This window comes from Stenotrophomonas lacuserhaii (assembly GCF_014836545.1).
Lineage (GTDB): Bacteria > Pseudomonadota > Gammaproteobacteria > Xanthomonadales > Xanthomonadaceae > Stenotrophomonas > Stenotrophomonas lacuserhaii.
In genome coordinates, this window is sequence record NZ_JACSQS010000001.1 from 371,096 (window position 1) to 393,693 (window position 22,598).

A 22,598-nucleotide genomic window follows, 5' to 3' on the forward strand; every position below is an offset into this window, starting at 1 on the left:
ACGGAACGTATTTCAATGTCTGACATGCATCTGGTACTGCAGGAACTGTTCAAGGTCGGCCGGCTGGAGCGCCGCGAGATCACGCTGGTCGCCGCCCCGCGCACCTTCCCGATCTGGGATCGCGTGGAGAAGCTGCTGAAGATCAAGGGTCCCGAGCCCCGGACCCTGACGCGCCACATGTTGTTTGATCTGTACCGGCTGTTTCCGCAGCTGAAGGGTGAGATCGAACTGACGCGTTACATCTACACGCTCGGCACCTTCAAGCCAGCCCGGGTGCCGGCCGACGGTTACCTGCTGGCGCGGCGCTCGGAGGTCGATGGCAGTGTCATCGCGATGTTCCATGCCCCCGCCGAACAGGTGCAGCAGGCGTGGACGGACACCTTCGCGCCCGATGCCCCCGGTGCCTACGTCTCGCGGTTCATCGCGCCGGCCCTGCGCGACCCGCTGCTGGCGGCGTACGGGGTGCCCGACGATGGCGGCAACGAGTGCTTCCACGAGCTGCACCCCTACGTACTGGGCCACCGCGCGCATTACCTCAAGACCTACGGCGTGGACATCGCGCCCGGCCACGCGGCAGACGACTCGACGGCGTGACGGGTCACGCCGGTCCGGCGTCCGGCGGCATCTTCTTCACCCGTTTCCGGTGGTCCTGCACGTTGTCTCCGGCGATGCGTTTCTGCTCGGTGCCGGTCACCGTATGCAGCCTGCGGTCGTTGCCGGTCACCGCCTTGGTCGCCACGGCCGTCTCGCGCTCGAATGCATGGGACTTGTCCGTGTTGCGGTAGTAACGGAAAAGCGTCCAGTACAGCGCCGTCGCGCTGGCCGGACCCAGCGCAAGCAGCGCCACCAATCCACCCCCATCACTGCTCATAGCGTCATTCCCAGGAACCAGAGGACTGCACCCTCGACGATCGTGCCTACGCCCAGCGCCGCCAGCAGCAGCTTCCAGTGCTGTACCGGCACGCTGCCCATGGTTTCACCCGTGCGCCCATTCACCGCGATGTAGTGCAGCATGCCCTTGCCACGCTGGCGGTACGAATACAGCCAGACCGGCACATACATTGACACCCAGCGCGACCCATGCACCTCGACTTTTTCCATGTCCCAACGCACGCCGCGGTCGTAGCGCCGCACCGACTGCTCCAGCCTGGAGCGGGCGATCGACAGCAGCTGGTCCTCCAGCCGCGGTCGCAGCTGTTCGATGTCCACGTCCCGCTTTTCCGATGAATACCCCACCAGGTAGGACGCGTTCCACTTCAGCGCATTCTTGGTGTCGAAGGGCAGGATGGTGTTGATGATGTTGTTGGTATTGGTCTGTATGTCCAGCCGTCCACGCCGGGCCGAAGACTCCAGCGGGAGGTCGTCGACGGTGAAATCGAGCTGGCGCTCCACCTGGTAGACATCCGCGTCGTAATACGTTTTTTTGTTCTTCTCGGTGCCGCGGGTATAACGCCGCGTCTCGATCTCGCCGTTGCCCACCACGCTGGCGCTGGCGCTGCTGTCCACCACCATGTACGGCAGGTACACGCCGATGACGTTCTCCGGCGTGAACTCGGTCTTGAAGGCCTTCAGCGCGAAGAAGCGCCGCTTGTCCACGAACTGGCGGATGCGCGCCACCGCATCGGTCTTGCTGACCTTGAACGGCAGCACCGCGTCGGGCACGGCACCGTTGGCCACCTGTTCGTTGACCCCGAACACGTGACGGCACCAGTGACAGCGCGCGGTCATGCTGCTTTCGGTATTGATCGTGACTTCCGCGCCGCAGCCGTTGCATTTGAAGCTCATCAGGCTGGCCGCACCGGCGTCGATGTTCCGCGCGCCGGAGGCGATCACATCGCCACGCAGCTCCTCGATGCCCGTGCCCAGCCCGAAGGCCTCCTCGATCCGGTCGCCGTGCCATTCGTTGCGGCAGTACTGGCAGACCAGCACATCGGTGCCGAGCGCGTGGCGGATATCGCTGGATCCACATTTCGGGCAGCGATTAAGTCCGTCCTTCAGCTCCGCAGCAGACGTGTCCAGGGCGATGGGATCCGGCGCCAGCAGTTCGTCACGGATCGGCGGGGGCAGGGTGGAAGGGTCCACCCCGAAACTGCCGGGCAGCGGCGGCATGTCCTGCGGCGATCCCGGGCCGGCAGGGGAAACCGCCCCGGGCAGGGGCGGCGGCTTTCTGGGGTTGGTCATCGTGGCGTCGCCTGGCGTCTTACAGCCCCAGCGCCTTGGCTTTCAGCTTGTCGTAGTCATCCTGGGTGATCAGGCCGAGATCGAGCAGTTCCTTCGCCTTCTTCAGCTGGGTCACCGTGTCATCGGCAGCCGCGGCGGCGGGCGCGACCGGCTGCTGCAGGCTGCCGGCGCCGAACATCCCCGAGGCCATGCCGACGCCCACCAGCCCGGCGGCACCGCCGCTTTCGCCGGCGGACTGGATACCCTGCGCCACGCTGGCCTGCAGGTTGGAATTGCCGCGTGCACCGGCCAACGCATCGGCGCGCTGCACGGTCTTCAGCAGCTCACGGGTGTTGGCGTCGTACTCGATGGAAACGATCGCGGTCTTGACGATGGCCAGGCCACGATCGGACTTCCACTGGTAACCCTGCTCGACCGCGCTGGACAGGCTCTGCGCGAAGCCGAGTGAATCCTGCTGCAGCCTGCTGATGCGGTTGCCCTTGCCTGGATCGTTGGTATACAGGCTGAAGGCCGGCGCCAGCGAGCCGACCACCTCGTTGAACAACTGGCTGGCTGCCGCATTGTCCAGGTCGGTGAAGTCGAAAACCTGGCCGGGCTGCAGGTAGCTTGCCGGAACGAAATTCTTCACGAACAGGATCGGATCCACGATCTTCAGCGTGTACGAACCGCGGGTCACCGCGCCGACCTGGGTGCCGAGGAAGCCGTCATCCCAGTAGATTTCCGACTGGGTGCCGAAGCGGTTGTCCGGCAGTTCCTTCAACGACACGAAGAAGGCTGCCTGCTGCGATCCCGGCTGGCCGCCGAACTTGAAGCGTTCCCAGCTCTGCCGGATCAGCGAACTGACCAGGCCGTCGCCGGCGAAGATCGACTGCGAGTTGATGTCATCCGATTCCCAGATGTAGCCGCCCGGCTCGGCGACGAAGGCGGTGACCGCGCCGTCCTGCAGCAGCAGCAGGCCATAGCCTTCGGGCACGACGATCTTCGAGCCGTTGCTGATGATGTGGTTCGACGCGCCGGTGTTGGAACCGCGCCCGGCATTGGTGCCACGCGGCGCCGCGGCAAACAGCGCTGCGGTGGAGGGCAGGCCGTTCGGCACCGTGTAGAAGTCCTTCCACTGGTCGGCCAGAACACCGCCCACCGCACCTGCCACCGCCTGTCGAAGACCCATGACAATTCCCTGTTGTTCGTGGACAGGCACCACGCCCGTCGTGCTCGTCCGACTATATCAGCCGGTGCACCCGGGCGACACGCGCCGGCATCAGGGCAGGTTGCACTGCATCTTGCCATCCACGTAGTAGGGCTTGGGCACGTTCGGGTTCTCGCTGGTCTTTTCAAACACCACCTCGAACGAGGCCAGGTCCGGCGTCCCCTTGCGATCGGTGCAGGCGGCCTGCAGCTTCTGTTTGACGGCGGCGATGCCGGCTTCGCGATTGGCCCCGTCGGCGCTGTTGGTGAGGTTGGCGACTTCGGCGAAGGCGGCCGGGGAGGCGCCGAGCAGGCCGGCGGCGATCAGGGACAGGTGCAGCTTCTTCATGGACGCTCCTTGTGGTGGTGCGGGCGATCGGTGCCCGGCCAGCAGGATAGGGCGGCGGGGTTAAGGTCCCGTGGAGTGCCGGTGCCTACGGGGATCTCGGCTAGACTGCCGGGCAGTCGCGCTGCGGAGTACGCAATGCCTTCCACGGTGATCGGGGCTGCCGCCCGCCAACTGGTGCAGGAAGAATGCCTGGCAATTGCCAATGCGTTGGCGATGCGGTCGGATATCCATGTGGGCGTGCACAGCGCCCGCAAGGCGATCCGGCGACTACGTGCGGTGCTGGCCCTGTTTGCAACCGACGAACAGCCACTGCAACGCAGCGACCGTGCGCTGCAGCGGCTGGGTCGTGGTCTTTCGGCGCTGCGCGATGCGCATGTGCTGGTGGACACCGCGCAATCCCTGCAGGCCGGCGCTCCCACCTCCGGCTGGGCCCCTGTCATCACGCATCTGGGAGCCCGCCGTGACCGCCTGCTTCAGCGCGCCCGTGCGCAGGATCCCGGCTTCCAGAAGAAACGGCGCGTGGTGCGGCGCGTCGGCCTGGAGCTGGATACGCAGAGCTGGGAGTTGGTGCGCAAGGCGGATCTTCGACGGGCGTTGGCCCGCAGCCGGCGAAGGGTCGAAAAGGCCGCCGCGCGTGCCCGCCGCAGCGATGATGCGCAGGCGCTGCATGACTGGCGCCGCAGGGTGCGGCGGCTGCGCATGCAGCTGGAGGTGATGGCCCGGCTGGACGGCGGCCTGGTCAAGGGTCATTCCGGCAGCGACGGCGGGAAACAGGCCAAGGGGCTGCACAGGTTGAGCGATGCGCTGGGCCGGGAGCAGGACCTGCGCCTGCTGCGCAACCACGTGCGCGCGATGCGTGGGCTGCAGGACAAAGCGGAGCTGATGGCGCTCGCGCGATGACAGGGAACCGGTAGCGCCGAGCCATGCTCGGCGAGCGCAGTGGCAAGCAACAGCGTGACGACCAACGGTCGTCACCCACCCAGGGCGGGCGCTGACGGCCAGCGGCCGTCACTACCGGGGCACGACTTACCAATCGGTAGGTGCGTAATCCTTCAGGAACTGCCCCCACACATGCTCGCCTGTGTTGAAGCCGTGGATGATCGGGTCAACGATACGCGCAGCGCCATCCACGATGTCCAACGGTGGATGGAAGCGCTCTTCCTGCACTTTCTTGGCTGCGATGTCCGCCGGATCTTCGTCGGTCACCCAGCCGGTATCCACGCTGTTCATGTGGATGCCGTCGTTCTGGTAATCCGCCGCCGAGGTGCGGGTCATCATGTTCAACGCCGCCTTGGCCATGTTGGTATGCGGATGACGGGTGGTCTTGAAGTTGCGGTAGAACTGGCCTTCCATCGCCGATACATTGACGATGTGCTTGTCACGCTCGGGCGTGGCCAGCATCAGTGGCTTCAGCCGTGCGTTGATGATGAACGGCGCGATGGCGTTGACCAGCTGGGTTTCCAGCAGCTCGACCGACGGCACTTCGGCCATCAGCAGGCGCCAGGAATTGCGACCCCGCAGGTCGACCTGCTGCAGGTCCTGGTCGAGCCGGCCTTCCGGGAACAGATGCTGCTGGCCGACCAGCTCGTCTTCCAGCAGGGCCACCTGGGACAGCTCGGCGGCGCGGGTCAGGCCATCGGCACCGTTGAGTCCCCGTTCCTGCACGGCCGGAAGCGCGATCGCCGAGGCGTCGCTCAGCAGCTCGGCGCCACGCAGGCCCTCGTAGTGGCCTACCAGCCTGCGCACGGTTTCGGGCAGTTCGTGCAGCGCGGCCGTTTCGCCGGCCATCATGTGCGCATAGAACTGCGGCGGCCGGCGCACCGTCTGGCAGGCATTGTTGATGATGAAGTCCAGTCGCTTGCGGGTGGCCAGCAGCTCGCTGCAGAAGGCTTCCACGCTGGGGGTGTGGCGCAGGTCCAGGCCGTACACCTGCAGGCGATGGCCCCATACCGCGAAATCCGGCTCTTCGGCGTAGCGGGCAGCGGAATCACGCGGGAAACGCGTGGTGACGATCAGTTCGGCGCCGGCGCGCAGCAGCTTCAGGCCCGCCTGGTAGCCGATCTTGACCCGGCCACCGGTGAGCAGCGCGACACGGCCGCGCAGGTCGGCGGTCTCGGTGCGCTTGGTGAAGTTCAGCTCGGCGCAGGCCGGGCACATCTGGTCGTAGAAATGATGCAACTGGGTGAACTTCTGCTTGCACACGTAGCAGTGGCGCAGTTCGGGCGAGTGCACCGGCTCGGCAGCGGCTTCGGCACCTTCCCCGTTGCGTGCGTCATGCAGGCCGGCCGCGTGCGGCGGGAAGTAATTCGGGGTGCTGAAGACGGGCTTGCGGCGCAGGGTGCGGATGCCGGTCTGTTCCAACAGTGCTTCAGCCTTGCGCACCTTCTCCTGGTGGCGGACCTTGGCCTGCTGTTTGAGCATTGCCCGGCGGGCCTTGGGTTCGGGGTGATACACCTTGGCCACCACCTGGTGCAGGCGCACGCGGTCGGCTTCGGACAGCGCATCCAGCACGCTGCGGTCGGCCTCGATGGCTTCCAGCAGGTCCAGCGCGGCGCGCAGGCGGTCAGTCAGGGGCTGGTCTTCGGCCACGGGCGCGGCGGGTGGGGCAGTGGTAGTCACATCGAATCCGGAAGAAACGGCACGAGGCCTGGAATGGACAGCAGAGCGGTGACCGGCTCGATGCGGGTCCATGCTGTTGCGGGCCGGGCATGGCCCGGGTGGGGGCCATTGTCCCCGATTGGCAGGGGCGGGCGCCACTTCCATGAGCCGGCCGCCAATGGCGGCGCCTTCACGCGGGATCGGTGAAGCTGAAGCCCGACCCAACCAGCGGCAACGGCATGACTCAGACGGCGATCAGGTGCCGCTCCATCCTCAGTGAGGTCAACCTCGGCGACGCCTCGCATGGTGCTCGACCCGGGGTGGACCCGCGCATGGTGCGCGACCAGGTGCAGCAGCGGCTGGCCGAGCTGTTGCCGGCGGGTCCGGACGGCGATCGGGTCTGCACTGCGATGCGCGAGTTCATGCTCACGGCCGGGAAACGGATGAGGCCGGTGTTGATGGTGATGGCGGCGCGCGGGATGGGCCACGCCGACGACGCAATCATCGATGTGGGCTGTGCGGTGGAAATGGTGCATGGCGCTTCGCTGATCCTCGATGACCTGCCCAGCATGGACAATGCCGAATTGCGACGGGGCCAGCCGACCGTGCATCGCCAGCATGGCGAGGACGTGGCGATCCTGGCTTCGGTCGCGCTGTTGAGCCGAGCGTTCCAGGTGCTGGCGGAGCTGGAAGGCGTTCCAGCACCGTTGCGGAGCGAACTGCTGGCGACGCTGGCGGCGGCGGTCGGCAGCCAGGGCCTCGTCGGTGGCCAGTTCAACGACCTGCATGGCAGCGAGGGAGCACGCGATGTCCAGGCCGTCCAGCGCACCAACGAACTCAAGACCGGCGCGCTGTTCAGCGCAGCGCTGGAGATGGCCGCGATGACCGCCGGCGCCAGTGCGCGCGCTCGCGCGCTCGCACGGGACTGCGCCGTGCAACTTGGGCAGGCCTTCCAGCTGCAGGACGACCTGCGCGATGGCGACGACAGTGCGCTGTCCGGCAAGGACGGCGGAAAGGATGCGGGCAAGTGCACGCTGATAACGCTGCTCGGGCGCGAGGAAGTGCAGCGCCGCCTGCAGACCCACCTGCAGCGGGCGTTCGCCCTGCTGGCAGAGCTTGATGGCCAGCATGACGACCTGGTCGCCTTCGCCCACCAGCACTTCCGCAGCACATGAGTGTCCCCGTCGCCAAGGGCGTGCCGCAGAGCGAGCTGGTCAAGCGCAAGAATGACCATCTGGATATCGTGCTTGATGAAGCGCGCGCGTGGCAACGCGCCGAAACAGGCTTTGCCGCCTACCGTTTCGAACACTGTGCGCTTCCCGAGCTTCATCTTGATGCCATCGACCTGCGTACCACGCTGCTCGGCCGACCGCTGCGTGCGCCGCTGCTGGTGAGCTCGATGACCGGTGGCGCGCTGCGTGCAAGCCGGATCAACCTGCATCTGGTGGAAGCAGCACAGGAGCTGGGCATCGCGCTAGCCGTAGGTTCCCAGCGGGTTGCGCTGGAAACCGGACTGGACCACGGCCTGACCCACGAGTTGCGCCGGCGCGGGCCCGACGTACCCCTGCTTGCCAACCTGGGCGCTGCGCAGCTGCGCGGGAAGGGCATCGCATTGGCTCAGCGCGCCGTGGAGATGATCGACGCCGACGCGCTGATCGTGCACCTCAACCCCCTCCAGGAGGCCGTGCAATCCGGAGGCGACCGTGACTGGTGCGGGATACTGGACGCGATTGCGGCGGTGACCGCCGCGCTGTCGGTGCCGGTGGTGGTTAAGGAGGTCGGCGCTGGAATATCCGCTTCGGTGGCCAGGCAGCTGGTACAGGCCGGGGTGCAGGTCATCGACGTGGCCGGAGCCGGTGGCACCAGCTGGGCGGCGGTGGAGGGCGAACGGTCTCCGGATCCGCTCGGCCGGGAAATCGCCATGGCCTTCAGCGACTGGGGCATCCCGACGGCGCTGGCGCTGCGTGCCACCCGTGCGGCGCTGCCATCATTGCCGATCATCGCCTCCGGCGGCATCCGCGACGGGATCGATGCCGCCAAGGCGATCCGTCTTGGTGCCGACATGGTCGGCCAGGCCGCTTCCGTACTGACCAGTGCGCTGGAGTCGACCGATGCGGTGGTCGATCACTTCCGGGCGGTGATCCGCCAGCTGCAGATCGTCTGTTTCTGCACCGGCAGTGCCGACCTGGCCGCGCTGGCGCGCGCGCCGATGTTCTTTGATGGCGAACTCCTGGATACCCCGCCTTGAGCCACGTCGGAATCATCGCACCGCCGTTTCCCAGCCACTGGCGCGCCATGCAGGCGCTCGGCCGTGGCCTGCAGCGGCAAGGGCATCGGGTGACTTTCTTCCATCAGCAGGATGCGGCGCGGCTGTTGTCAGACCCCGCCCTCGGGTTTGTCGCGCTGGGGAAGCAGACGCATCCGCCTGGATCGCTGGATGCGGTCCTGCGGCGCGCGGCCAACCCGGGCTCTCCCTGGGGCCTGAAGCGGGTCATTGCCGACCTTGCGCGGACCACGGACATGTTGTGCCGCGAGTTGCCGCAGGCGTTGTCGCTGGCTGGCGTTGACGCGTTGGTCTGCGATCAGATGGAGGCCGCCGGTGGCCTGGTCGCCGAGGCACGGCAGATGCCCTGGGTGTCGGTTGCATGTGCACTGCCGGTCAACCGCGAGCCGGGGATTCCGTTGCCGGTGATGCCCTGGTCCTGCTCCCGTCGTCCACGCGATCTTGAGATACAGGCCGCCAGTACACGCGTATACGATCATCTGATGGCGCCGCAGCGGCGGGTGATCGAGCACCATGCGGCCGCCTTCGGACTGTCCCGGCGCGGCGCCCTGCATGAGTGCCTGTCGCCGTGGCTGCAGATCAGCCAGACGGTGCGCGATTTCGATTTCCCCCGCACCGTCGGCGGCGACGAGCTGCAGCATGTGGGGCCGCTGCGCGAGCCGATGCAGCAGGAGTTCGACAGCAGCGGGCTGTCTGCCGGGCGACCCTTCGTATTTGCGTCGCTGGGCACCCTGCAGGGCCAGCGCGAGCGCACGTTCCAGCGCATAGCGCAGGCGTGCGCAAGCCAGGACGTACAGCTGCTCATCGCACACTGCGGGGGCTTGAGCACCCGGCAAGCGCAGGCGCTGCGTCGTCCAGGACAGGTCTGGGTGACCGACTTCGCCCCGCAGCAGGCGGTGCTGGAGCGGGCCGATGCAGTGGTTTCGCACGCCGGCCTGAATACCGTAATGGAGGCGTTCACCGCCGCCGTGCCGGTGCTGGCGCTGCCCATCGCCTTCGATCAGCCCGGCGTGGCCGCACGGCTGGTGCACGCTGGCGCTGGCCTGAAGGTGTCCCCCCGGTGGACCTCCTCGCGTGAAATGGGGCGTGCGCTGCGGCGCCTGCTTGACGAGCCGGCGTTCGGCGCCCGTTCGGCCCAACTGGGGCAGGCGGTCCGCCAGGCCGGCGGCACCGACCGGGCCGTCGCGCTCATCGAAGGGGTGCTGCGCAGTGGCCCCCCCGGCATTGCGCACGTCGCCTGATGCACCACGATTACGACCTCATCCTGGTGGGCGGTGGCCTGGCCAACGGGCTGATCGCCCTGCGCCTGCAGTCGCTGCGGCCGCAGTTGCGGGTGCTGCTGCTGGAAGCTGGCGACCGCCTGGGCGGCAATCACACATGGTCCTTCCACCAGCACGACCTGGAGCCATCCCAGTGGGCGTGGGTCGCCCCGCTGGTGTCGCATCGCTGGCAGGGGCAGCAGGTCCGGTTTCCCGGGCACCGCCGGCAGCTGCGCGCCGGCTACGCCAGCATCCTCACGGAAACGTTCGACACTTGCCTGCGTGAGCGCCTGGGCACGGCGGCGTGCTGTGGCAGCCGGGTGGTGGACATCGGCCCTGGGCAGGTCCGCCTGGCCGATGGACGCACGTTGCACGCCGGCGCGGTCATCGACGGCCGCGGCCCTTCGGCGACCCCGCACATGACCCTGGGCAGACAGGCTTTCCTCGGCCAGGTCGTGCGCACCGCGGTCCCGCATGGGCTGCGCTTCCCGATCATCATGGATGCGGACGTAGCGCAGGGCGAGGGGTATCGGTTCGTGTACACCCTGCCGTTCGCCGATGATCTGCTGCTGATCGAAGACACCCATTACGTGGACGGTGCGGGCCCGTCGGCGGCGCAGTTCCGCGACAACATCGCCGATTACGCGCGCGCGCAGGGCTGGGAAATACAGCAGGTGCTGCGCGAAGAGCAGGGCGTGTTGCCAATCACCCTCGCAGGGGACCTCAACGCCTTCCATGACGCGCTTGATGGCCAACCCAGCGTGGGTCTGCGTGCCGGCCTGTTCCACCCGACCACGGGCTATTCGCTGCCCGAAGCCGTGCGGCTGGCCGAGCACGTGGCGCAACTACCACGGCTGGATGCGCCGTCGCTGTCTGCCTCCCTGCAGCGCTACACCCGCCAACGCTGGCAGCAGCAGGGTTTCTTCCGGATGCTCAACCGCATGCTGTTCCTGGCCGGCCCCGCCAACCGGCGCTGGACGGTCATGCAGCGCTTCTACTCCCTGCCTGAGCCGCTCATCGAACGTTTCTACGCCGGCAGGCTCCGCTGGGCCGACAAGCTGAGACTGCTTTCCGGCAAGCCGCCGGTGCCGCTGCTGGAGGCGGCTCGAGCGGCGCTTGCTTCGCATGCTTTTCTGCAAAGGAATTCCTGAATGCCCATGCCCAAACGCGCCGTCGTCATCGGTGCCGGATTTGGTGGACTTGCCCTTGCCATCCGCCTGCAGGCCGGTGGCTGCCAGACCACGCTGCTGGAAAAACGAGACAAACCCGGCGGTCGCGCCTATGTGTATGAGGACGACGGCTTCACCTTCGATGCAGGACCCACCGTCATCACCGACCCCTCCGCGCTGGAGGAGCTGTTCACCCTGGCTGGCCGCAGGATGTCCGACTACGTCGAGCTGCTTCCGGTGGATCCGTTCTACCGGCTCGGCTGGGAGGACGGGACGCGGTTCGACTATGTCAACGACCAGCAGTCGCTGGAACGTCAGATCCACGCCCTGCAGCCGGACGATGTCGAAGGTTACCGGCGCTTCCTGGCGTACTCGCGCGCGGTGTTCAAGGAGGGGTATCTCAAGCTTGGAGCCGTCCCGTTCCTGTCCTTCCGTGACATGCTGGCAGCCGCACCGCAGCTGGCGCGCCTGCAGGCATGGCGCAGCGTCTACGGCATGGTGTCCCGCTTCATCAAGGACGAGCACCTGCGGCAGGCGTTCTCGTTCCACTCACTACTGGTGGGCGGAAACCCGTTCGCGACCTCATCGATCTATACCCTGATCCACGCGCTGGAGCGCGAGTGGGGAGTGTGGTTTCCACGCGGGGGAACCGGCGCACTGATACGCGCGATGGTGCGCCTGTTCCAGGATCTCGGCGGCGAGTTGAAGTTGAACGCCGATGTGGCCCGCATCGAGGTGGAGGCCAACCGTGCCTGCGCGGTGACGCTGCAGGACGGGGAGCGGATCGAGCTGGACATGCTGGCATCCAATGCCGATGTCGTGCATACCTACCGGCAGTTGCTTGGCCACCATCCGCGTGGCGTCGCCCACGGCAGGAAGCTTGCCGGAAAGCGTTCCAGCATGTCCCTGTTCGTGCTGTATTTCGGCCTCCGGACGCGTCACGAAGACCTGCGCCATCATACCGTCTGCTTCGGCCAGCGATATCGCGGCCTGATCGATGAGATCTTCAACGGCGACAAGCTGGCCGACGATTTCTCGCTGTACCTGCACAATCCCTGCGTCACCGATGCGTCGCTGGCGCCGTCCGGGTGCAGCAGCCTGTACGTGCTGGCACCTGTACCGCACCTTGGCAACGCTGACATCGATTGGGACGTGGAGGGGCCGCGCTACCGCGAACGGATATTCGACTATCTGGAAAAACACTACATACCCGGGCTGCGGAAAGACCTGGTGACCAGCCGCTTCATGACACCCTTTGATTTCCGCGACACGCTCAACGCGCACCACGGCTCGGCATTCTCGCTGGAACCGGTGCTCACCCAGAGCGCCTGGTTCCGTCCGCACAACCGCGACAGCACCCTGGCCAATCTCTATCTGGTCGGTGCGGGCACGCATCCCGGCGCCGGGGTGCCCGGCGTGGTGGCATCGGCCAAGGCGACCGCGGGCCTGATGCTGCAGGAGGCGGGGCAGTGACCGATGCGCTCGAGCGCCAGGCGCGCGTGACCATCAGTCGGGGTTCGAAGAGTTTCGCCGTTGCATCACGGGTGTTCGATGCACGCACCCGGCGCGGGGCGACCCTGTTGTACACCTGGTGCCGCCACTGCGACGACGTCGTGGACGGGCAGGTCCTCGGCCATCGCGACGTCCCGGCGTCGGCTTCGGATACCGGCGAGGCGCTGGCCGAACTACGCCGGTGCACTGCGCTGGCCTACCAGCAGCCCCTCCTGCAGGACCCACCCTTTGCCGCCCTGCAGGAAGTGGTTCGTACGTTTGCGATTCCGGCCCGGCATGCGCAGGCGCATCTGGACGGCTTTGCAATGGATGTGGCGGGACGCGAGTACCGCACCTTCGACGACACCCTGGAGTACTGCTATCACGTTGCCGGCGTGGTGGGCATCATGATGTGCCACATCATGGGGCCGACCGAGCCTGCCGTGCTTGACCGCGCCGCCGACCTGGGACTGGCGTTCCAGCTGAGCAACATCGCGCGCGACGTGGTGGAGGACGCCCAGGCAGGGCGTTGTTACCTGCCCGTCGACTGGCTGGAACAGGCGGGGTTGAACCCGCGCAACCACGCCGATCAGGCGCACCGGCAGGCGCTGGCGGGCGTCGTGGCGCGTTTGCTGGAATCGGCCGAGACCTACTACGCTTCCGCGCTGAAGGGGCTGCCCGCCCTACCTGCGCGCTCTGCCTGGGCCGTGGCCACCGCGCACGGCATCTACCGCGAAATCGGCCTGCACGTGCGCGCCCTCGGGCCTGCGGCTTGGGACCAGCGGGTATCCACCTCGACCAGCGACAAGCTCCGGCTGCTGCTACGAGGCGCATACCAGGCGCGCGCTTCGCGCGGTGACGGGGTCGCTGCGGCGCAGGGCAGGCCGGCGACTCTCTGGCAGCGGCCCGGGCGCGCCTGATGGCCGCAGCATCGCACCGGCACGCCTGCCTGGGATCACGACCGCGGTTCGCGCGTCCTGCCCACGCGGCCGCCGTGCAGGCGCTGCAGCTCGCGCTTCAACCGGTCCACCGGCGGCGCCCACAGGAATCCGAACGACACGCAGCCCTCGCGGCCCTGCACCGCATGGTGCATCCGGTGGGCCTGGTAGAGCCGTTTGAGGTAGCCGCGGCGCGGCGCATGGCGGAAAAGCCAGCGCCGATGCACCAGGCCATCATGGGCGATGAAATAAAGCATCCCGTACCCGGTCATGCCTGCGCCGACCCATTCCAGCGGATGCCAGCCGCGCGTGCCGAGGTAGATCAGCACGATGGCGATCGCGGCGAACACGACCGCGTACAGATCATTTCGCTCGAAGCGTCCCGTGCGTGGCTCATGGTGCGACCTGTGCCAGCCCCAGCCCCAGCCATGCATGACATGCCGGTGGACGAGGGCGGAGAACACCTCCATTCCCGCGAGAGTGGAGAGAAACACCAGCGTATTGACCAGAGGACTCACGGTAGGCAGGCGGCAACGGGACAGAGAGGCCACTCTAGCAAACGCCCATGCGAGGCCAGTGAGGGAAGTGCAGCGCCCTGATGAACAGGCCCGATTCCACCGCCGGCCACGACTATCCAGGGCGCCCTGATGCCTGGCTGCGCGCCTGTTTCGAACAACGCACCACCGCCACCGCCGCGCTGCTGGCGGTCCACCTGCTGTGGCTGCTCGGCGCCGGGCGCCCCTGGGGATGTATCGGCGGAGACACCTTCGCCTGGCAGCCCGGATCCGGCGTTGCGCACAATTCGCAGCATCTGGCGGACTGGTATGCCCTGCTGCATGGCGGCTTCGGCATCGGGCTGGCCTGGGCGCTGCGCACGCTGAGGCCGCGCTGGCAACGGCAGGACGCCTGGCTGGTCGCGTTGGCCTGCAGCACGGTGTGGGAGGTCGTGGAAAACACGCCCTTCGTCATCTCGCTGCTGGACAACACGACCAACATGGCGCCGGATTACAGCGGGGACAGCGTCGTCAACTCGCTTGCCGATACCGGGTGGGTCCTGCTGGGCTTCTGGTTGGCCTGGCGTATGCCGGGGCGATGGGCACTGGCCGTGATCGTGCTGCTGGAACTGACGGTGTCGCTGGCCATCGCGGACGGGTGGGTACTCACCGCATTTCGCCTGCTCGCCGGCCTGCTCGGGCGCGGCGCGGTGGCGCTGGCAGGCTGAGGCGCCGCGTTCAACGTCCGGGCTGCTGCGCTGCCCCTTTCTTGTCCACGTGTTTGCCAGGTTCCTGCGGCGTATCGGGATTGCCGTTGCGCGACAGCCAGATGCACGACGGCCCCACCATCGCCAGGATGCCGATCACCACGATCAACAGGAGCTTGGTACTCTTTTTCATGCCACTACCTGCGTCCAGACTGTGCCCAGAGAATAGGCAGGGCAGCGTCAGTCTGGTGTGTTCGCGGCATGCCCGGCGCGGACGCCGGATGGCGCCCGCCCGGCCATGCAACCTTACTTCGGCATCAGTACGGTATCGATCACGTGGACCACGCCGTTTGACTGCATCACGTCAGCGGTGCTGACCGACGCCTTGCCTCCCTTGTTGTCCACAATCCAGAGCTTGCCCTGGTGCAGCTTGAAGGTCAGCGGCTCCCCTTGCACGGTGGAAAGCGTGGCGGCCCCGCCTTGCCGGGTAGCCGCCGCGGTCAATTCGGCGGCGGTGTGTTTGCCGGGGACGACGTGGTAGGTCAGGATTTTCGACAGGGTGGCCTTGTTTTCGGGTTTGACCAGCGTATCCACGGTACCGGCCGGGAGCTTGTTGAAGGCGGCGTTGGTGGGAGCGAACACGGTGAACGGGCCCGGGCCGCTGAGGGTTTCCACCAGGCCGGCAGCCTTCACCGCCGCAACCAGTGTGGTGTGGTCCTTCGACGCGCTGGCGTTCTCGACAATGGTCCTGGTCGGCTCCATCGGTGCGCCGCCGACCATCGGCGGATCGGCGGCAAAGGCGGGCGCTGCGATGGACCCGAGAACGACAAGGCCGGTAGCGAGGGCGAGCTTCCTGATAGTGGCTTGCACGGTGCGTCTCCTGTTCTTCCCTCGGATGAGGGGGTACTTCAGATACGCGGCAGACAGCACGCTGGATGCAGTAGCGTGCAACTTTCTTTTTCCCGCAGGCGCCGACCTCCCGCCACGGTCATGCTGCGACGCAGCGTACCGGCTCCGATCCACGGCCCACGGTCTACGCCGCGCAAGGGGTGCCCTGCGCATGGGAGCTTCGCCGTTGACAGCGTTGTCAATCCGGACATAGAACGTTCCTGCGTAGCGCCCGCGCGCCCCGTCCTGATTCGAAAGGAATTCGCCGATCATGAAGTCTCTGAAGCCCCTGCTGCTGTGCGCCGCCTTGGCACTGGCGTGCGGCAGCACCGCCCATGCGGCCACGCCCGCCGGCCAGATCCATCCGTCGCAGTGGCCGCAGCCGAGCTGGCCGCTGCCCGCCGACCCGGCCATCGAACGCCGCATCGACGACCTGATGGCGAAGATGAGCGTGGAAGAAAAGGTGGGCCAGATCGTGCAGGCCGACATCGGCAGCATCACCCCGGCGGAGGTCAGGAAGTATCGCCTCGGCTCGGTCCTGGCCGGCGGCGGGTCCGATCCGGGTGGGCGCTACAACGCCAAGCCGGCCGAATGGTTGGCGCTGGCCGATGCCTACTGGGAAGCGTCGATGGACACCAGCGGCGGCGGTCATGCGATCCCGATCATCTGGGGAATCGATGCAATGCACGGGCAGAGCAACGTGGTCGGTGCCACGTTGTTCCCGCACAACATCGGCCTGGGCGCGACGCGCAACCCGGACCTGCTGCGCGAGATCGCCCGCATCACCGCCGCCGAAACCCGCACCACCGGCATGGAGTGGACCTTCGCACCCACCGTTGCCGTACCCCAGGATGACCGCTGGGGCCGCGCCTACGAGGGCTATTCCGAGGATCCGGCGCTGGTCGCCAGCTATGCCGGCGTGTTCGTCGAGGGGCTGCAGGGCAAGGCCGGCGCGGCCGACTTCCTCGACGACCACCACGTGATGACCACGGTCAAGCACTTCCTGGGCGACGGCGGCACCACCAACGGCAAGGACCAGGGCGATACCACCGTCACCGAAGCGCAGCTGCGTGACATCCACGCCGCTGGCTACGTGCCGGCCATCGCGGCCGGCGCACAGTCGGTGATGGCCTCGTTCAACAGCTTCCACGGCGAGAAGATGCACGGCCACAAGCCGCTGATGACCGATGTGCTGAAAGGCCAGATGAACTTCGGTGGCTTCGTGGTCGGCGACTGGAACGGCCACGGGCAGGTGAAGGGCTGCACCAATACCGATTGCGCGCAGACCTATATCGCCGGCATGGACATGGCGATGGCGCCGGATACCTGGAAGGGGCTGTACGAAAGCACCGTCAAGCACGTCAGGGAGGGGGCCTTGCCAATGGCGCGGCTGGACGATGCAGTGCGCCGGATCCTGCGGGCCAAGATGCGCATGGGACTGTTCGAAAAGCCCAAGCCGTCCGCGCGTGCACTGGGTGGCAGGTTCGAACTGCTCGGCTCGCCGCAACATCGCGCCGTGGCGCGGCAGGCCGTGCGGGAATCGCTGGTGCTGCTGAAGAACCAGGGCGGACTGCTGCCGCTGTCGGCGAAGCAGCGCGTGCTGGTCGCGGGTGATGGTGCCGACAGCATGACCAGGCAGACCGGCGGCTGGACACTGACCTGGCAGGGTGACGGCACCAAGCGCGAGGACTTCCCCAATGCCGATACGCTGTGGGATGGGCTGAAAGCCCAGGTGCAGGCGGCCGGCGGAAACGCCGAGCTGGCGCTGGACGGTGCGTACAGAAACAAGCCCGACGTCGCCATCGTGGTGTTTGGCGAAGACCCGTATGCCGAGTTCCAGGGCGACCTGCCGGACCTGATGTTCAAGGGCGGCCGCTCGGGTGACCTGGAGCTGATCCGCAAGCTGAAAGCCGACGGCATTCCGGTCGTCGCGGTCTTCATCAGCGGGCGTCCGCTGTGGCTGAACCGCGAGATCAATGCCGCCGACGCCTTCGTTGCCGCATGGTTGCCGGGATCAGAGGGCGCAGGCGTGGCCGATGTGCTGCTGCGTGGGCCCGATGGCAAGCCCCAGCATGATTTCAGCGGCAAGCTCAGCTTCTCTTGGCCGCGCCGCGCCGATCAGTACGCCAACAACGTGGGCCAGCCGGGCTATGACCCGCAGTTCGCGTTCGGCTACGGGCTTACCTATGCAGACAAGGGCGACCTGCAGCCGCTTGCTGAAGAGCCGGGCATCGACCCCACCGCCTCGCGCACAAGCACATGGTTCGACCGCGGCGTGGCTGCGACCGGGCTTACGCTGCGCCTGACCGGCGCCGATGGGGAGCCGATGGATATCGTGCATCCCAACGCCACCACGGCGGACGGCTCGGTCGCCATGACCGCGATCAACACGGAGGTGCAAGAGGGCGGGCGCCAGTTCAGTTTCGCCGGGAACGGGTTGATCGAACTGCGGGCCAATGCACCGCTTGACCTTGATCGCGAAACGAATGGCGACGTTTTCGTGATTGCAACGCTGCGGGTCGATACGCTGCCTGCCGGTGCCCGGGTGAGCTACCTCGCGACGAGCGGGAAGACCACGCGCGGTGAGGTATCGATCAGCAAGGCGCTGACGGCGGCCAAGGTGGGCGAGTGGACCCGTGTGGGCGTGCCGCTGCGCTGCGTGCGCAGTGCCGGGGTCGACATGAAGCAGGTCGATATCCCGATGGCCCTGCAGGCCGGCAAGGGCGTGCGCCTGTCGCTGGCAAAGGTCGCCATCGGAACGGATTACGACCAGAAGGTGACCTGCGCCGAGTAATCGCACGTCCAGGTGATCGCCGACCAGAGGTCGGCGTGAACCTGTGAAGAGACACGGACCCGGCAGCGCCGAGCGATGCTCGGCGGCGCCTGCACGCTCAGGGGTTGCTGCGCTTCGCGCATCGCGTGATCAGCGCCGCGCTGCCCACCGCGATCGCATCTTCGACCGCGCCGGTGGGCTTCTGGCCATACCGTGCGATCGCGCGCATGCGCAGGTTGAAAGTGAGGTAGGCCATGCCGACCGCGGTCCCTGCGCCGAGCACCGCGCCCAGCCCGCGCTGGCTGCGTGGGGCAAGCGCGGCACCGGCCAGCATGCCGGTGGCCACGCGCGCGACCATCCCGGCGGGCACGATGCGATCCGGCGCGGTCTTCATCTTGTCGCCGAGAAGTTCACCGCCGGCCAACGCCAGCATGCCTGCCGACGCCAGCGGATTGCACAACAGCCGCGGCGCACCGTTGTCGGCAGGCAGGGTGCCGGTGCGCGCGGCATTGGTCACTGCCGCCAGCGGCGTCATCGCACGCATCCCGGCGACCGCGCCCATCAGTATCGAATGGATCAATGCCATGACGGCCTCCTTCAGGGACGGGGCGGCTTTTCGTAGTCGTCGGGGGTAGCGGTGTGTTCGGATTCCGGCATGTCCTTGTCCTTCCAGCGCGCATCCTCGTTGCGCAGTTTGTCGGGCGTGTGCGCCTTTTCCTGGTCGTCCACGTCGCCGGTGGGGTTCAACGGTAGCTTGCTCATCGGGGTCTCCGTGCAGCGTGCCTGCGTGCCGGGGACTGGCAGCATGGCCGTGCAGACGAACGATGCGCGCTGACAGGTGAGTGCGATGTCGCCTAGGTTGCACGTGCCCACCACATCGCGGTCACCAGCGGGTTACGGCACGGCGGTTATCACTGGGCCACCATAGCGTGAGGATCTCTCGATGCGTGCACTGACTTATCACGGCAGCAAAGACGTCCGCATGGACACCGTTCCCGACCCGGCCCTTGCCGCGTCCGATGACATCATCCTGCGCGTTACCGCCACCGCCATCTGCGGTTCCGACCTGCACCTTTACCACGGAAAAATCCCCGACCTGCACACCGGCGACGTGCTCGGCCACGAGTTCATGGGGATCGTGGAAGAGGTCGGCAGCGGCGTCACCGCGCTGCAGCCGGGAGACCGGGTGGTGGTGCCGTTCGTCGTGGCCTGCGGCGAGTGTTTCCATTGCCGGTTGGCCGAGCACGCCGCCTGCGAAACGACCAATACCGGCAAGGGCGCTGCGCTGAACCAGAAGGGCATACGACCGCCTGCCGCCCTGTTCGGCTACAGCCACCTGTACGGCGGCGTATCCGGCGGCCAGGCTGAATACGTGCGGGTGCCCAAGGCCAACGTCGGTCCGCTGCGGGTGCCCGATGCATTGCCCGATGAACAGGTGTTGTTCCTGTCCGATATTCTGCCGACCGGCTACCAGGCGGCGATCAACGCCGGGGTGAAGCCCGGTTCGACCGTGGCGATCTTCGGTGCCGGGCCGGTCGGCCTGATGGCGGCAGCGTGTTGCCGTCTGCTGGGTGCGGAAACCATCTTCATGGTGGACCATCTGGCGTATCGCTTGGCCTTTGCCGTGCAGACCTACGGGGTCACGCCGGTCAACTTCGCCCAGATCGAAGATCCCGCTGACTACATCATCACCCAGACCAACGGACGCGGCGTGGATGCGTCGATCGAGGCGGTGGGCTTCGAAGCAGAGGGAAGTGCGCTGGAGACCGCGCTGACCACGCTGAAGGTGGAGGGCAGCAGCGGTGTGGCGATACGCCAGTGCATCGCCGCCACGCGTCGCTGTGGCACGGTGAGCATTCCCGGTGTCTACGCCGGCTTCCTGCACGGATTCCTGCTCGGCGATGCGTTCGACAAGGGGCTCACGTTCAAGATGGGCCAGACCCACGTGCAGGGGCTGATGCCGGAACTGCTGGATCTCATCGGCGAGGGCGCGCTGGACCCGGGTGTGATCATCACCCACCGCCTGCCACTGGAGGACGCCGTCCGGGGTTACGAGTTGTTTGACCGCAAGGAAGAAGACTGCCGCAAAGTGATCCTGGTGCCGTGACATGCAGGAACACGCTACGGCCTTCGCCCGCAACCGGCCGGCGCCCTCGCTGGTATTTTGACGCCGTCTTGGCGCGACCTGCGGAAACTTCAGCATCATCGTGGCAGAGGAGAGGGGTCATGGCCCAGAAAAGCAGGATCGCACCGGCGCCGAAGGTGCGGAGGGTCGAAGTGATGCCGTTGGACGAAGGCGAAGCGGTGGCGGTGATCGAGCTGGAATCGGCGCCTCCGGCGCATTGGCTGGAGGCGTTGCAGCGCGAGATGCGCTTCACTGAAGGGCTCGAATCGTCTGCGGCGAAGGTGGACGGCTGCCATGTCTACCTGCTCGGACTGGAGCCGGGCCTTGGCAGGGCCACGCGGCATGTCGGCCGTTTGCTGGCCACGGTCCCGGCCGTGGCCCGTTGAGCGAACGAGTCCTCAGGGGCCGGGACGCTCGCGCCGGCGCCGCTCGTACAGCTTCAGGTCCGCGCGGTTGATGGTATCGGCGACGGTCTCCGCGGCGCGGCTGATGGCGCAGCCCGCAGAGAACCGGATCGGTGCCTGGCTGGCATGCTCGGCGTAGCTGGCCTCCAGTGCCTGCAACCGCTCCAGGTTCGCGCCGGGGACGAACACCAGGAACTCGTCGCCGCCGAGGCGGACCACGACTTCGCCCGGCTGCAGACGGGCCGAAAGGAACTCGACGAAGGCGATCAGGACCGCGTCACCCTCGGCATGGCCAAGCTGATCATTGACCTCCTTGAAGTGGTCCAGGTCGAACACCAGGCAGCCCCACGCGCTCAGCTGGTCGTGCGCCAGTTCGCCCAGGTAACGCCGGTTGAAGCAGCGCGTGAGCGGATCACGGATCGCCAGCTCCTGCAGCTGGATCTCCTGCAGGTGCTGGGTGGTGACGTCCTGCGCGTGGCCCAGCACGTAGGGAGGATCGGCTTCGTTGTCGAGCACGTTGTGGTACATCCAGAAGCGCCGTGAACCGTCTTCCGCCACCAGCTCCATCACGCCGGAATCGCTCTGGTTCTCGATGATCCGGGCCAGGTAGTCCTGCAGTTGGCTGCGCTTTTCCAGCGGGATGATCGCGGCAAGGGAATGACCAATGACCTCCGCCTCCGGTCGTCTCAGCGACAACGACGCGGCCGGGTTCAGCGAGGTCACCACGCCTTCCAGCGTGTGCGTGCAGATCAGGCCCATGCTGTGCTGGAACAGGCGGCGGTAGCGTGCTTCGCTCTGCGCCAGTGCCTCCAGCGCGGCACGCTGGGCCGTCACGTCCTGGATCGCGCCGATCAGGCGCGTCCCCGCGGCGTCCGTGGTGCGGCGCCCCACGATGTGCAGCCACGCTTCGCGGTTGTCCTTCGGCCTGGTCTTCAAGGTCAGGTCGATCGGCGAGCCGGTCGCAGCGCAGGCGTCCATCGCCTCTTCAAGCTGCCTGGCGTGTTCATCCAGATAGAACGCCAGCGCGTGGCGCAGCGACGGGGCGTCGCCTTCCTGCACGCCGTGCAGCACGTGTGTTTCGCGGGTCCAGGCCAGTTCGCCCGTTGCCAGGGAGAGCTCCCAGCCGCCCACTTTTGCGGCGGTGTTGGTCTGTTCGAGGAACGCCTGGCTGCGCTGCAGCCGGGCATGCAGGCTGACCGCTTCCTCCATCCGCGTCAGCAGCATGGCGCGCTGTTCCATGCCGCGCGCGGCGGCCTCGGCCAGTCCCCTCAGGGCCTCGCGCTCATTCGGCCTGAGCCGTCCCGGCTCCGGGCTCAGCAGGCACAGCGTGCCCACCCGGCTGCCAGCGCCGGCCTGGATCGGTACGCCCACGTAATGCCGCACGTTCGGCGCGCCCACGACCAGCGGATTATCCGAGAAACGCGGGTCCCGCGTCGTATCTTCGATCTCGAACACGGCATCGGAGTCGATCGCCCACGTGCAGAACGAAATGTCGCGGGGTGTCTGGCGCATCCCGTCCAGGCCGACCTGCGACTTGAACCATTGCCGCTCGCCGTCCACCAGCGAGATCAGGGCGATCGGCATGCCAGCCATCGCACAGGCCGCACGCGTGAGCGCGTCGAAGAACGGCTCCGGGTCGGAGTCCAGGATGCGCAGCGAATCCAGGACCGACTGGCGAACGTCCTCTGTCATCGGACACCTCCAGAAAGTGGATCTGCGCGGCGCCCGGTGCGCCGCAGGCACAGTGTAGTAA

At 66.9% G+C, this 22,598-nt stretch carries 23 protein-coding genes; 12 read left to right on the forward strand and 11 right to left on the reverse strand.

The features are described 5' to 3' along the window. Window positions 1-15 precede the first annotated feature (15 nt). Window positions 16-594: a hypothetical protein gene (locus tag H9654_RS01790; protein WP_191768531.1), complete on the forward strand. Its 579-nt coding sequence runs from the start codon at window positions 16-18 to the stop codon at window positions 592-594. Between the two features lie 4 nt (window positions 595-598). On the opposite strand, the gene H9654_RS01795 is transcribed toward H9654_RS01790, so the two are convergent. The 4 genes from H9654_RS01795 to H9654_RS01810 all read right to left on the reverse strand — a co-directional run bounded on the left by H9654_RS01795 (window position 599) and on the right by H9654_RS01810 (window position 3,715). Continuing rightward, window positions 599-871 carry a hypothetical protein gene (locus H9654_RS01795; protein WP_191768533.1) on the reverse strand — a complete coding sequence of 91 codons (273 nt, stop codon included), beginning with the start codon at window positions 869-871 and terminating at the stop codon, window positions 599-601. Next, window positions 868-2,181, reverse strand: coding sequence for a TFIIB-type zinc ribbon-containing protein (locus H9654_RS01800; RefSeq protein WP_191768535.1), 1,314 nt, complete (start codon window positions 2,179-2,181; stop codon window positions 868-870). Before H9654_RS01800 ends, H9654_RS01795 begins: the two co-directional genes overlap by 4 nt. Before the next feature lie 19 nt (window positions 2,182-2,200). After that, complete coding sequence (locus tag H9654_RS01805) at window positions 2,201-3,349, reverse strand: SPFH domain-containing protein (protein ID WP_191768537.1); 1,149 nt, start codon at window positions 3,347-3,349, stop codon at window positions 2,201-2,203. Window positions 3,350-3,439: 90 nt separating this feature from the next. Next, complete coding sequence (locus H9654_RS01810) at window positions 3,440-3,715, reverse strand: hypothetical protein (protein ID WP_191768538.1); 276 nt, start codon at window positions 3,713-3,715, stop codon at window positions 3,440-3,442. A 135-nt stretch (window positions 3,716-3,850) separates the two neighbouring features. Here H9654_RS01810 and H9654_RS01815 point away from each other — a divergent pair, with 135 nt between their 5' ends. Beyond that, a complete protein-coding gene (locus tag H9654_RS01815) occupies window positions 3,851-4,615 on the forward strand; it encodes a CHAD domain-containing protein (RefSeq protein WP_191768540.1) in 765 nt (254 codons plus the stop codon). Window positions 4,616-4,741: 126 nt separating this feature from the next. Here H9654_RS01815 and H9654_RS01820 read toward each other — a convergent pair whose 3' ends face one another. Further along, window positions 4,742-6,334, reverse strand: coding sequence for an SDR family NAD(P)-dependent oxidoreductase (locus tag H9654_RS01820; protein ID WP_406833442.1), 1,593 nt, complete (start codon window positions 6,332-6,334; stop codon window positions 4,742-4,744). A 311-nt stretch (window positions 6,335-6,645) separates the two neighbouring features. Here H9654_RS01820 and H9654_RS01825 point away from each other — a divergent pair, with 311 nt between their 5' ends. The 6 genes from H9654_RS01825 to H9654_RS01850 are packed head-to-tail and all read left to right on the forward strand — an operon-like array spanning window position 6,646 to window position 13,436. Then, complete coding sequence (locus H9654_RS01825; protein ID WP_191768542.1) at window positions 6,646-7,488, forward strand: polyprenyl synthetase family protein; 843 nt, start codon at window positions 6,646-6,648, stop codon at window positions 7,486-7,488. Beyond that, window positions 7,485-8,561: a type 2 isopentenyl-diphosphate Delta-isomerase gene (gene fni, locus H9654_RS01830; RefSeq protein ID WP_225211792.1), complete on the forward strand. Its 1,077-nt coding sequence runs from the start codon at window positions 7,485-7,487 to the stop codon at window positions 8,559-8,561. Before H9654_RS01825 ends, fni begins: the two co-directional genes overlap by 4 nt. Continuing rightward, complete coding sequence (locus tag H9654_RS01835) at window positions 8,558-9,838, forward strand: glycosyltransferase (RefSeq protein WP_191768544.1); 1,281 nt, start codon at window positions 8,558-8,560, stop codon at window positions 9,836-9,838. The genes fni and H9654_RS01835 overlap by 4 nt, the downstream gene beginning before the upstream one ends. Further along, complete coding sequence (gene crtY, locus H9654_RS01840) at window positions 9,838-11,007, forward strand: lycopene beta-cyclase CrtY (protein ID WP_191768546.1); 1,170 nt, start codon at window positions 9,838-9,840, stop codon at window positions 11,005-11,007. The genes H9654_RS01835 and crtY overlap by 1 nt, the downstream gene beginning before the upstream one ends. Next, the gene (locus H9654_RS01845) at window positions 11,008-12,498 is read left to right on the forward strand and encodes a phytoene desaturase (protein WP_191768548.1); all 1,491 of its coding nucleotides are present in this window, start codon (window positions 11,008-11,010) and stop codon (window positions 12,496-12,498) included. Further along, on the forward strand, window positions 12,495-13,436 hold the full coding sequence (locus tag H9654_RS01850) for a phytoene/squalene synthase family protein (protein WP_191768550.1): 942 nt from the start codon (window positions 12,495-12,497) through the stop codon (window positions 13,434-13,436). The genes H9654_RS01845 and H9654_RS01850 overlap by 4 nt, the downstream gene beginning before the upstream one ends. Before the next feature lie 35 nt (window positions 13,437-13,471). Here H9654_RS01850 and H9654_RS01855 read toward each other — a convergent pair whose 3' ends face one another. Then, window positions 13,472-13,924 carry a sterol desaturase family protein gene (locus H9654_RS01855; RefSeq protein ID WP_225211838.1) on the reverse strand — a complete coding sequence of 151 codons (453 nt, stop codon included), beginning with the start codon at window positions 13,922-13,924 and terminating at the stop codon, window positions 13,472-13,474. A 128-nt stretch (window positions 13,925-14,052) separates the two neighbouring features. On the opposite strand from H9654_RS01855, the gene H9654_RS01860 reads away from it, so the two are divergent. Further along, complete coding sequence (locus H9654_RS01860; RefSeq protein ID WP_191768554.1) at window positions 14,053-14,676, forward strand: DUF2585 family protein; 624 nt, start codon at window positions 14,053-14,055, stop codon at window positions 14,674-14,676. 10 nt (window positions 14,677-14,686) lie between these two features. On the opposite strand, the gene H9654_RS01865 is transcribed toward H9654_RS01860, so the two are convergent. Together H9654_RS01865 and H9654_RS01870 are read right to left on the reverse strand one after the other, a co-directional pair. Continuing rightward, complete coding sequence (locus tag H9654_RS01865; protein ID WP_157825123.1) at window positions 14,687-14,848, reverse strand: hypothetical protein; 162 nt, start codon at window positions 14,846-14,848, stop codon at window positions 14,687-14,689. Between the two features lie 113 nt (window positions 14,849-14,961). Next, entirely contained in the window at window positions 14,962-15,525 is a 564-nt protein-coding gene (locus H9654_RS01870) for a fasciclin domain-containing protein (RefSeq protein WP_191768896.1), read from the reverse strand. 289 nt (window positions 15,526-15,814) lie between these two features. Between H9654_RS01870 and H9654_RS01875 the strand changes: the two genes are divergently transcribed. Next, entirely contained in the window at window positions 15,815-18,337 is a 2,523-nt protein-coding gene (locus H9654_RS01875; RefSeq protein WP_191768556.1) for a glycoside hydrolase family 3 protein, read from the forward strand. Window positions 18,338-18,434: 97 nt separating this feature from the next. On the opposite strand, the gene H9654_RS01880 is transcribed toward H9654_RS01875, so the two are convergent. Both H9654_RS01880 and H9654_RS01885 read right to left on the reverse strand, forming a co-directional pair. Beyond that, window positions 18,435-18,902: a DUF4126 family protein gene (locus H9654_RS01880; protein ID WP_191768558.1), complete on the reverse strand. Its 468-nt coding sequence runs from the start codon at window positions 18,900-18,902 to the stop codon at window positions 18,435-18,437. Window positions 18,903-18,913: 11 nt separating this feature from the next. Beyond that, the gene (locus tag H9654_RS01885) at window positions 18,914-19,078 is read right to left on the reverse strand and encodes a hypothetical protein (RefSeq protein ID WP_182656071.1); all 165 of its coding nucleotides are present in this window, start codon (window positions 19,076-19,078) and stop codon (window positions 18,914-18,916) included. Between the two features lie 181 nt (window positions 19,079-19,259). On the opposite strand from H9654_RS01885, the gene H9654_RS01890 reads away from it, so the two are divergent. After that, entirely contained in the window at window positions 19,260-20,423 is a 1,164-nt protein-coding gene (locus tag H9654_RS01890; protein WP_191768560.1) for a zinc-dependent alcohol dehydrogenase, read from the forward strand. 119 nt (window positions 20,424-20,542) lie between these two features. After that, window positions 20,543-20,827 (forward strand): hypothetical protein, encoded by a 285-nt coding sequence (locus H9654_RS01895; RefSeq protein ID WP_191768562.1) that lies wholly within the window; start codon window positions 20,543-20,545, stop codon window positions 20,825-20,827. Window positions 20,828-20,839: 12 nt separating this feature from the next. On the opposite strand, the gene H9654_RS01900 is transcribed toward H9654_RS01895, so the two are convergent. Then, entirely contained in the window at window positions 20,840-22,537 is a 1,698-nt protein-coding gene (locus tag H9654_RS01900; protein WP_191768564.1) for a sensor domain-containing diguanylate cyclase, read from the reverse strand. Between the last annotated feature and the right edge of the window lie 61 nt (window positions 22,538-22,598).

What these genes read in the sequence shown, in the direction of transcription:
- H9654_RS01790 (WP_191768531.1), top strand. Translation starts at nt 16, where the DNA reads ATGTCTGACATGCATCTGGTACTGCAGGAACTGTTCAAGGTCGGCCGG.
- H9654_RS01795 (WP_191768533.1), bottom strand. Translation starts at nt 871, where the DNA reads ATGAGCAGTGATGGGGGTGGATTGGTGGCGCTGCTTGCGCTGGGTCCG.
- H9654_RS01800 (WP_191768535.1), bottom strand. Translation starts at nt 2,181, where the DNA reads ATGACCAACCCCAGAAAGCCGCCGCCCCTGCCCGGGGCGGTTTCCCCT.
- H9654_RS01805 (WP_191768537.1), bottom strand. Translation starts at nt 3,349, where the DNA reads ATGGGTCTTCGACAGGCGGTGGCAGGTGCGGTGGGCGGTGTTCTGGCC.
- H9654_RS01810 (WP_191768538.1), bottom strand. Translation starts at nt 3,715, where the DNA reads ATGAAGAAGCTGCACCTGTCCCTGATCGCCGCCGGCCTGCTCGGCGCC.
- H9654_RS01815 (WP_191768540.1), top strand. Translation starts at nt 3,851, where the DNA reads ATGCCTTCCACGGTGATCGGGGCTGCCGCCCGCCAACTGGTGCAGGAA.
- H9654_RS01825 (WP_191768542.1), top strand. Translation starts at nt 6,646, where the DNA reads ATGGTGCGCGACCAGGTGCAGCAGCGGCTGGCCGAGCTGTTGCCGGCG.
- fni (WP_225211792.1), top strand. Translation starts at nt 7,485, where the DNA reads ATGAGTGTCCCCGTCGCCAAGGGCGTGCCGCAGAGCGAGCTGGTCAAG.
- crtY (WP_191768546.1), top strand. Translation starts at nt 9,838, where the DNA reads ATGCACCACGATTACGACCTCATCCTGGTGGGCGGTGGCCTGGCCAAC.
- H9654_RS01845 (WP_191768548.1), top strand. Translation starts at nt 11,008, where the DNA reads ATGCCCATGCCCAAACGCGCCGTCGTCATCGGTGCCGGATTTGGTGGA.
- H9654_RS01855 (WP_225211838.1), bottom strand. Translation starts at nt 13,924, where the DNA reads ATGGAGGTGTTCTCCGCCCTCGTCCACCGGCATGTCATGCATGGCTGG.
- H9654_RS01860 (WP_191768554.1), top strand. Translation starts at nt 14,053, where the DNA reads ATGAACAGGCCCGATTCCACCGCCGGCCACGACTATCCAGGGCGCCCT.
- H9654_RS01865 (WP_157825123.1), bottom strand. Translation starts at nt 14,848, where the DNA reads ATGAAAAAGAGTACCAAGCTCCTGTTGATCGTGGTGATCGGCATCCTG.
- H9654_RS01875 (WP_191768556.1), top strand. Translation starts at nt 15,815, where the DNA reads ATGAAGTCTCTGAAGCCCCTGCTGCTGTGCGCCGCCTTGGCACTGGCG.
- H9654_RS01880 (WP_191768558.1), bottom strand. Translation starts at nt 18,902, where the DNA reads ATGGCATTGATCCATTCGATACTGATGGGCGCGGTCGCCGGGATGCGT.
- H9654_RS01885 (WP_182656071.1), bottom strand. Translation starts at nt 19,078, where the DNA reads ATGAGCAAGCTACCGTTGAACCCCACCGGCGACGTGGACGACCAGGAA.
- H9654_RS01890 (WP_191768560.1), top strand. Translation starts at nt 19,260, where the DNA reads ATGCGTGCACTGACTTATCACGGCAGCAAAGACGTCCGCATGGACACC.
- H9654_RS01895 (WP_191768562.1), top strand. Translation starts at nt 20,543, where the DNA reads ATGGCCCAGAAAAGCAGGATCGCACCGGCGCCGAAGGTGCGGAGGGTC.
- H9654_RS01900 (WP_191768564.1), bottom strand. Translation starts at nt 22,537, where the DNA reads ATGACAGAGGACGTTCGCCAGTCGGTCCTGGATTCGCTGCGCATCCTG.